The 9,366-nt window shown below is 62.0% G+C and carries 8 protein-coding genes; 6 read left to right on the forward strand and 2 right to left on the reverse strand.

All coding sequences use genetic code 11. The features are described from left to right. Positions 1-113: 113 nt before the first annotated feature. Positions 114-335: a DUF7561 family protein gene (locus EWF95_RS02040; protein WP_142442367.1), complete on the forward strand. Its 222-nt coding sequence runs from the start codon at positions 114-116 to the stop codon at positions 333-335. 273 nt (positions 336-608) lie between these two features. Then, positions 609-2,411 (forward strand): helicase C-terminal domain-containing protein, encoded by a 1,803-nt coding sequence (locus tag EWF95_RS02045; protein WP_142442369.1) that lies wholly within the window; start codon positions 609-611, stop codon positions 2,409-2,411. Here the strand turns inward: EWF95_RS02045 and EWF95_RS13885 are convergent. Beyond that, entirely contained in the window at positions 2,408-2,494 is an 87-nt protein-coding gene (locus tag EWF95_RS13885; protein ID WP_394348579.1) for a surface glycoprotein, read from the reverse strand. The two genes, EWF95_RS02045 and EWF95_RS13885, sit on opposite strands and share 4 nt — an antisense overlap. Before the next feature lie 225 nt (positions 2,495-2,719). On the opposite strand from EWF95_RS13885, the gene EWF95_RS02055 reads away from it, so the two are divergent. After that, a complete protein-coding gene (locus tag EWF95_RS02055) occupies positions 2,720-2,902 on the forward strand; it encodes a hypothetical protein (protein ID WP_142442372.1) in 183 nt (60 codons plus the stop codon). Positions 2,903-3,052: 150 nt separating this feature from the next. Next, a complete protein-coding gene (locus EWF95_RS02060) occupies positions 3,053-3,370 on the forward strand; it encodes a DUF7853 family protein (protein ID WP_142442374.1) in 318 nt (105 codons plus the stop codon). Positions 3,371-3,400: 30 nt separating this feature from the next. Here EWF95_RS02060 and EWF95_RS02065 read toward each other — a convergent pair whose 3' ends face one another. Then, entirely contained in the window at positions 3,401-7,072 is a 3,672-nt protein-coding gene (locus EWF95_RS02065) for an LAGLIDADG family homing endonuclease (protein ID WP_142442375.1), read from the reverse strand. A 379-nt stretch (positions 7,073-7,451) separates the two neighbouring features. Between EWF95_RS02065 and EWF95_RS02070 the strand changes: the two genes are divergently transcribed. Together EWF95_RS02070 and coaBC are read left to right on the forward strand one after the other, a co-directional pair. Then, entirely contained in the window at positions 7,452-7,925 is a 474-nt protein-coding gene (locus EWF95_RS02070) for a hypothetical protein (protein WP_142442377.1), read from the forward strand. Between the two features lie 88 nt (positions 7,926-8,013). Beyond that, positions 8,014-9,186 (forward strand): bifunctional phosphopantothenoylcysteine decarboxylase/phosphopantothenate--cysteine ligase CoaBC, encoded by a 1,173-nt coding sequence (gene coaBC, locus EWF95_RS02075; protein WP_142442379.1) that lies wholly within the window; start codon positions 8,014-8,016, stop codon positions 9,184-9,186. Positions 9,187-9,366: the final 180 nt, after the last annotated feature.

Genomic DNA, 9,366 nt, shown 5'->3' on the forward strand with positions numbered 1-9,366 from the left:
GTCCTCCGGACAGTTCAAGCCGTCAGTCGCCACCCAACCGACCATCGCCGCCGCGACGCGACGTGTCGTCGCCGAGCGGTGGACTGAAACCGCCGGCCACCCTCCTACGACCAATGACGACACGGCGGTGTGACGGCTGTAACACAAAGGTCAAGATCGCTGGCGGGATCGGCGATTTCTGGAGTTTCGACTTCGGGCCGACCGACGGGATGATCCTCGAACTCGCCGACGGCAGCGAGCACTTCCTCTGTCTCGACTGTGTTGACCGACTGCCCGACGACCACGACCCCACTGCCGACGACGTGGCTGCGTTGCCGGCGGCTGACGAGGAGTAATTCGCCAACCGCACACCTGGCGGCCTGCGAAAATCGAAGATTTTCGGGCGACCAGAAGACGCAGTCTTCTGGTAGACTGAAAGGGCGAGGCTCTCTCGGCGAACCCCGGCGACGCAAGCACCGCAACGAGCCGAGCGAGTGAGGAGCGCAGCGAGTCGCGGGAGTCGAGAGAGCCGAGGGCTTTCTACATCTCCGTCTCGCACACAATCGTGCATCTAAATTACCCCCACCGCAATCCCTACGCTTTTCTCCCCGGCAATCCGACCGACGGCCGTGAAGCCAGCCCGCATCGTCGAGGAGTTCCCCGCCCCCGAGTTCCGGGCCCAACAGAAACAGGCCCTCCGGGACATCCAGTCGGCCTTCGAGGCCGACAACGACGTGGTGCTGGTGCGCGCGCCGACCGGCAGCGGAAAGTCGTTGTTGGCGCGGTCGATCATGGGCTGTGCGCGCTCGAAACAGACCGCCGAGCCGGCGCAGGCAACGGGTGCCTACTACACGACGCCGCAGGTCTCCCAACTCGACGATGTGGCCGCCGACTCCCTGCTCGACGATCTCAACATCATCCGCGGGAAGAACAATTATTCCTGTTTGCTCCCGGGTGAACACGACACGCCGGTCGATCAGGCCCCCTGCGCCCGCGAGTCCGGGTTCGACTGCTCGGTCAAACACCGCTGTCCGTACTTCTCCGACCGATCGATCGCCTCCGCCCAGCCCCACGCGGCGATGACGCTGGCATACTTCATGCAGACCGCGGGATCGGACGTGTTCGGGAAACGCGATGTCGTCGTCATCGACGAGGCTCACGGGCTCGCCGAGTGGGCCGAGATGTACGCGACGATCGAACTATCACCCGATCGCGTCCCCGTCTGGGATGAGGTCGGCGTGCCAGCTGTCGCCGCTGCCGACGACCCCCTCGACCGCACCGTTCGCTTTGCCGAAACGCTGGCGGGTGTCTGCTCGCGGGCGAAAGATGAGCTGACCGCCCAGCCCGAACTCTCCCCCGACGAAGTCGCCCGCCGGGATCGACTCGGCGAACTCATCTCGGATCTCAACTGGTTTGTCGACGACTACCGCGATCCCGAGAGCCCGACGACATGGGTCGTCGATCAAGCCGGTGGGGAAGGCACCACGATCACGATCAAACCGCTCGATCCCGCCCGGTATCTCCAGCATACGGTCTGGGATCGCGGCGATGCCTTCGCGCTGCTGTCGGCGACGATCCTCAACAAGGAGGCGTTCTGCCGGGGGGTCGGTCTCAATCCCGACCGTGTCGCCCTCGTCGATGTCGACCACACGTTTCCGGTCGAGAACCGCCCGCTGTACGATGTGACACAGGGGAAGATGACCTACGAGCACCGCGATGAGACACTCCCGAAGCTCGCCCGCCTGCTCGTTCGACTGATGGCCGAACATCCCGACGAGAAAGGGTTGATCCACGCCCACTCGTATGCCATCGCCGACGATCTCGCCGACCGGCTGGCCGAGTTTGGTGTTGGGCCGCGGGTTCGCACTCATACGACCGACAGCCGCGACGACGAGCTCGGCGCGTGGAAGGCCAGCGACGACCCCGAGGTCTTCATCGCGGTCAAGATGGAGGAGGCCCTTGATCTTGCGGGCGATCTTGCCCGCTGGCAGGTGCTCTGTAAGGCACCCTATCTCAACACCAACGACTCACGGGTCGCTCGCCGCCTCGAAGACGGCCAGTGGGCGTGGTACCACCGGGCGGCGTTACGAACGGTGATTCAGGCCTGCGGGCGCGTGGTTCGCGCGCCCGACGACTACGGGGCGACGTATCTCGCCGATTCAAGCCTGTTGGATCTCTTTGATCGGGCAGCCGCCGACATGCCGCCGTGGTTCCGCCAGCAGGTCGATCGCTGCTCGGAGCCGACGCTGCCGGCGTTCGATCCCGAGGCTGCACTCGCCGGGATCGATGCCACGGCCGACAGCCGGGATCGGCCGTCCGCCGTCACGCGTGGACACATCGACTCCACAGGGTCGGGAGGTCAGTCCCAAGCCGACGCCGACGCTGGCCAACGGGACGACCACCCGCTGTCGGATGTGTGGGGCGACGGCTAGATCAGACTCGTCGCGCCCCACGCGACCATCGAGCCAACCATCAAGACCGCAAAGAGGACGGCGATGATCTGCTGTCTGTTCATAACTGTAGCTATTGTATCGAATGATTTAGCTCCATTGACTTCGCGGCCGACAGGGAACGTCACGCCAAACTGCAGGCCACAGCGTTATCGAACAAAAGTATGGAGACCATTCAACCAAATTTATCCGATTAGAGAAAACAAAACAATAGTAATCTGAGTTTAATAGCTTGACTGCGGTACTAATTCTCACAGTAGACTTATATTCAACCACTCTGTAAGAGGTGTATGGCCACAGACAGCCTGATGATCGCGCTCACCCTGTATCGTTGTGGAACACTCACCTTCGGGCAGGCCGCGACCCGTGCCGGGCAGTCGCCGGAATCCTTCGCTCGCGTTCTTGACCGCTTCGATGTGCCGTACTGCACGGAACAGCCACCCACCGCACCACGCTCAGAACCAACAGTGTAGCCGAGCCGCGAAATCGGCTTGCGGGCCCAACAGCGAAAGCGGCTCACAGGCGAAGCGTTCAACGCCGAAGAAGCCACAGATATCAGTGGAGATAATTGAGGGCCGAATCTTTTGTACGTGGTACTCCTTCTCACGAATGGAGGCACCCGTATGACAGCATCCGTAACTGACCCCTGTGGCCGGCTCGAACTCCCACACGCCGAGGCATGGGCCGCCCACGCAACCGTCGAGCACTGGCTTCGAGACGCCGTCGACCGCACCACTGTCGACGATGTGCGTATCGAACGGGTCTCTCGAATCCTTGACCGACTCGAAGCCGACGGGGTATTCACAACGGATGAGCTGTCACTGCTCTGTGAGCTGTGTCGTGACCGGCTGTCGGAGTCGGCAGCACCAACGCGGGATCACTCCTCGCTGCGGGCAGTCATCGACGCGGCTGAAACACAGCGTGAACGTTGCGCGCAGTAACGCGGAAAACGAGACAGCGGTCGACCAACGTCAGGTTGTCCGCAGGTGATCCTGCTTCGGTTCGTACACCTCGCCTTTTCGCCGCAGCTTTTCGATCTCATCTTCGGCTTTGGAGGCATCCATCCCGATCTCATCGGCCCGATCTAATACTTCCTCGATCGGCGCGCCCTCCTCGAACTCCTCCTCGATATCGGTGATCAGCCCCTTGATGTTCTTGATCCGATCGCGTTGCGTCTTTGAGGTGCCTGTCTCGACCACATCGGCGTCGAACTGGCCGGTTTCGGGGTCGACACCGATATCCTGGAGACACGAGCGGACGATATCGACCGACCGCTCGGCATCTTCGGCCTCGACAGTATCCGAGAGTCGCACGCGCGCACTCGCCTCCGCCAGCCGGACGAGGGCTTCGAGTTTTCGGGCGGTGACCGGGATCGGCGCGTCCTCGTCGGCACCTTTCGATCGGAGGTCGACGTAGAACTCCCGGATCGTCGCCTTCGCCTCGTCGGTCATCGTCGGGAAACAGGAGCGTTTGGCGTGGGCGACGTATTTCCGTAGGAGCTCGGCGTCGATCACGGGGGCGACCTCCTCGGTCACGTCGTCGACCTGCTGTTGGGTGAACTCGGAGGTGGCGATCCGGTCGCGCTGGGTGTTGAGCTCCCCGGCGTAGTTCGTTTTCAGGATGTGGTCGGCCAGCTTGCCGTCGTGTTCGGGGTCGGGTTGGTCGGTGACGGTGAAGATGAGATCGAATCTGGAGATCAGGGCGGGTTCGAGGTCGATCTGCTCGCCGATCGGTTCGTACTGGTCGAACCGGCCGTACTTCGGGTTGGCCGCACCCAGGAGGGAACAGCGGGATTTCAGGGTGGCGTTGATCCCGGCCTTCGAGATGCTGATCTTCTGCTGTTCGAGGGCCTCGTGCATCGCCGAGCGGTCGTCGCTGGCCATCTTGTCGAGCTCGTCGACCGCGGCGATCCCCTTGTCGGCCAAGACGAGCGCGCCCGCTTCGAGTGTCCACTGCTGGCCGTCGCCGAAGTCATCTTGCACAGCGGCGGCGGTGTTGTGTGTGACGAGACCGTTGCCAACGAAGTTGTGTGTCTCGGGGACGGTCAGGTCGAACACCTCCTTCTCGCCCGTGTTTTCGACGGCAACGACCTCATCCCATCGCAACTCCGCGTTCACCACTTCACGGACGAGCGGTTCGGCGGGGCCGAGATCGATATCCTGCAGCATCGAGCGCGCCCTCGCCCGTCCAGGGTTGTCACCGCGGTGGATGTTCATGTAGTATTCCCCAGCCGACCCCTCAGCGGGGGCAAGTGTCGACCCGACCGGCATCGTTTCGCGCTGGCGTCGTTCAGTGCTGACGATCTCCTGTAGTGCCTCGGCTTTTGCCGTCGATGCAAAGCCGATGTTTCCTGCGTAGCGGTCGATATCCGCACCGTAGATTTCGATGTGGTGTTGGACGTGTTTGGATTCGATTGTCCCCCCGTTGGCGAGTTCGTACGTGCCACGCCGATCGCGTTCCCTGGTTTGTGCCCGGACGCCGTAGGTCTCCAACATCAACTGCACCTGTTCGGCGAGGTCATCACTGATCGTCGACATGAGAACGCTCGACCCGCCGTCGTTGCGTGCCGAGACGGAGCCATCCGCGTCCATGAGGCCGCGGAGGAACGCATCCGCATGCTCCGCGGTGGTCAGCCGTGGATCGAGTGCCAGCCCGTCCTTCGGCGTCTGCATCCCGGCGTTGGCGAACAGCCGGGCAATCGTCGCACTGTTGGCCCGAATACAGGGCACTTTGTCCGCCTGCCGTTCGATATCGGGGCGTTTGTCGAACTTGGTTTCGAAGATATCGGCGGCGCGTTCGAGCAGCTGTGTGTCGCTGTTCGAGATCCGAACCATCCCGCGGTTGCCATCGCGGCGGTTCAGCGAGATATCCCCATCCCCAAAGACGAGCCCGAGCAGGTACATGAGATCCTCGTCGAACGTCTCCGGAATGGTGATGCTGTCGCCGTGTCTGAGCATCGCTCGCTCAATCGTGGCGTCCTCACGGGTCGCACCAACCGCATTCAGCATCCGATCGAGTTTGTCCAGTGGGACGTGGCGGTTTTTGAGGTGGAGGTAGATGAAATTCTCCGAGAGGTCGAGTGCCGCCGCGGCGTCCCGCAACGAGCCGAACTCCGCTGTCAGCTCCTCGCGGAGGAACGCAACCGTCTCGTCGGCGAGGCGTACCTTCTCGGTCGTCAACTCCAAGAACTCCCGAACGTCGATCTCCGAGCGGTCGAGGTCTGCGTACCGCGGTACTGCCACATACTCGCCGGGTTCGACCGCCGAGATTTCGATCCACTCCATCCCGTCGGAGCCACACGTCAGGACGGGCGTACTGCGGGATGCTTCGAGTTCTTTCCCGTGCGCCGTTTCGAGGCGTCGACACTCCTTTTTCGGCATTCTCCACGCGTGCGATGACGTGTCGCTCTTCATCTCACCCGTCTCGCGGTCGAACGTCTGGAGCCCCACCTCCTTCTCGACAGCCGTCTCGTCGCTGACGGGGTCGGGTAGCTCACTCGTCACGAGGTCTTGTATTTGCCTGAAACCCTCGTTCGTGTGTACAAGCGTGTCTCCTGTGACACACAGCCCCGCCGAACTGCTGCCCTTCCCCGAGGTGTAAACTGACCGGGGAGCGATATTTTCTATATATGACAGCATCTGGGACTTACCCGTACCCGGGTCACCGATAAGCAGCATATGCAGATCGCCACGAATCCGTGAGCCGTCGGGGAGATTCTTCGTCACCCCGGAGAACAACTGGAGAATCATCGCCAGCTTCTCCTCCTCGTAGCCGTAGATCGCCGGCGCGACCGAGCCGACCATCTGGTCGTAGATATCGTCCTCGTTGGAGAGGGTGATGATCGTCTCGATGTCATCTTGCTCGATGTCCATATCCTCAAACTCCTCGTCCTCGACGGTGATCGAGACACCGTCCATGTAGAGATCGAACAGCGAGGATTTCTCGTTGCCCTCCGACATCTGTTCGATGTGGAGGACGCCGACGGCGGTGACGTGATCGCCGGGGGTGACCTTCCCGGTGATGTCGTCTTCGACGTTCATGTCGATGCTCTGTGGCGTCTCGCCGCCGCGCAGGCCTTCGGGGCTCTCCTGGACGCGGATCTTCTGGGCGTCGATAAACTCCGATTGGTCGAAGTTGATCCGGAACGGCCCCTGTCGCTCACAGCCCTGACACTCGTGGGGCTCCTGAAACTCGCCGTCCTGCTGTGGGATGTAGTTCATCGTCCCACACCGCTGGCACTCGAAGGCCGAATCCGTGATCTTCGGGCGCACGTCGGTCGCTTTGCGGACGATCCCCTGCACTGAGACGAGCTTGCCGATGTGGTTGTCGTGGACGCGGATGCCGCGGATGTCGACCGAGTCCGGAAGGTTCCGCAGCCGGACGTGGGCGTTGCCGAGTTTGACATCCGCCGGGAGATCGTAGAGTCGGAGGGCTTCCTCGGCGTACTCCTGGAGCTGGTCGGGCTGGGAGCGATAGTCCTCGGCGAGATCCGAATCGAACTGGTAGAGGTCGTCGTAATCGATGTACAGCGATCGCTTTTCGTTGGGATACTGTTGGGCGAGCTGCCCGATCTCATCGCGGTAGTAGTTGCGGTAGAACTGGATGAACCGATCGGTGAGCTCCTGATTGGAGGCCTGCGCCATTGAGAGAGGCGTAGGTCGGCATCGGTTATGAAAGTCCGGTTCCCACACCCCCTCAACTGGGATCCGAGTTCTGTACCACCACCACAACAGTGCTCGAACCGCTACACACGGTATGGTCGCTACACACGGTATGGTGCCATCGCAGTCGACGAAAGCAGCGACCACACAGGCGCACGCAAACGCCTATATCGACGTTACCGGCAGCATCAGCAGGCTTACCGCGGTGACGTTCACCGCACCGCCGGGATCGAGACACGACGGTTTGAGATATCGCTTGGATATTGCGCGTGCATCCAGCAAATCAAAACAATACACTATATGCCGTTTTTAGACCACATACATCTATTTTATATACTTATAAAACAATATATGATTTGTGATGAACCTCGCACGGAGTCTGCAAGTGTTGGTCGTTGTCGGAGTACTTGTGAGCGCGGCGACCGGCGGTGTCGTCGCACAGTCGGACAGCGGTGACGCTGATCTGTACAAATCCTTGGAGAACATGGTGCCGATCTACAACGAGAACGCCGATAGCGTCGATCTCGGCCCGGTCTCCATTGCCGGCACGAATAACATCTACATCGAAGACGGTGAGTCGGTCGTCACCTACTCGATGGTCATCAACGATCAAAACCGCATTACGGCACTCAACGACAGCCCCAGCGAGGCTGCAAAACGAAAGATCACCACGGATCGGGCGACGATCGAAGAGCTCACCAGCGCGAGCAACCCCGCACTCACCTTCCGGAACGGGGTCGCTAACGACGATATCGTGATCACCGGCGAAGACGGCCAGATCCTTGAGGGGGTCAAATGGGCGGTTCTCAACGCGCTCAAGGGCTTTTTCATCTGATCGCGGCTGTTCGAAGCTGCCAATGCGGCGGGAGACAGTCAGGCAAACCCCGAACGCCTATCCGTGCGTCACCCCTCAGATCGATCTAATGCTTGACGGTGTCAACGTCGCACTGGGCGTCACGGGGAGTATCGCCGCGGTGAAAACCGTCGAACTCGCCCACGAACTCCGCCGACAGGGCGCGTCAGTCCGCGCGCTGATGAGCGAGAGCGCGACCGGCGTCATCCACCCGTGGGCGCTGGAATTCGCCACCGAACACGATGTTGTCACCGAGATCACCGGCCGGGTCGAACACGTTGATCTCTGTGGTCGGGAGGGCTGGGCCGACGTACTCCTTATCGCGCCCGCGACCGCCAACACGGTCGGCAAGATCGCCGGCGCGGTCGACGACACGCCCATCACCACGGCGGCGACGACCGCCCTCGGCGCGGACGTGCCGGTCGTCATCGCGCCCGCAATGCATGAACCGATGTACGACCATCCCGGTGTCCTCGACGCCATCGACCGTGTGGAATCGTGGGGCGTCGAGTTCGTCGATCCCAGAATCGAGGAGGGGAAAGCCAAGATCGCCACCGAGGAGGCCATCGTCACCGCCACCGCGCGGGCGACAACAACCCAAGACCTCGCCGGTCGCCACATCGTTGTCACCGGCGGGGCGACAAGCGAGGCGATCGATCCGATCCGCGTGCTGACCAACCGCGCGTCGGGCCGCACCGGCCGCGAGGTCGCCCGCGCCTGCCACATCCGCGGTGCTGAGGTAACCCTGATCCACGATGGTTCCGGGGTTCCGTACGCCGATGTCGTCGAAATCGAGAGCGCGGCGGAGATGCTGGCCGCGGCCGACGCCGCCTGCGAGGACGCCGACGCGATGGTTTCGGCCGCGGCCATCGGCGACTACACGGTACAGGAGGCCTCGGCAAAGCTCCGATCCGGGGAGGCTCGTACCATCGATCTCGAACCGACGCCGAAGGTACTCGACTCGATCCGACAGGGCCACCCTGATCTCACGATGGTCGGCTTCAAGGCCGAAACAACGGGCGACGACGAGGCCCTCTTCGAGCAGGCGACCGCGCTCCGCGATCGCGTCGACCTCGCCTTCGTCGTCGCCAACGACGCGACCGTGATGGGCGAGGCCGACACCCGCGCGCTGTTGGTCGATCGGGCGGCCGAATCGGTCGCCGACTGCGAGGTCGTCGAGGGATCGAAGCGGCTGTTGGGGGATCGGATCGCCACGCAACTCGGGGAGATCCTCGATTCGTGATCGCCCTGGCACCGCAAAACTGAACAGCTGCCGGCGTACACCACCCCAACTATCCAGATTCGGACGCCGACAGTGTGATTTCAAACCACAGTCGACCGGAGGCGGCCGAGATAAGAATAGTTTTGAGGCGTCCCCAACTCCGTACAGTCAAGACCAGTATGACGTTCGGACAACCCCCTC

It is taken from the genome of Halonotius roseus (genome assembly GCF_006861655.1).
Lineage (GTDB): Archaea > Halobacteriota > Halobacteria > Halobacteriales > Haloferacaceae > Halonotius > Halonotius roseus.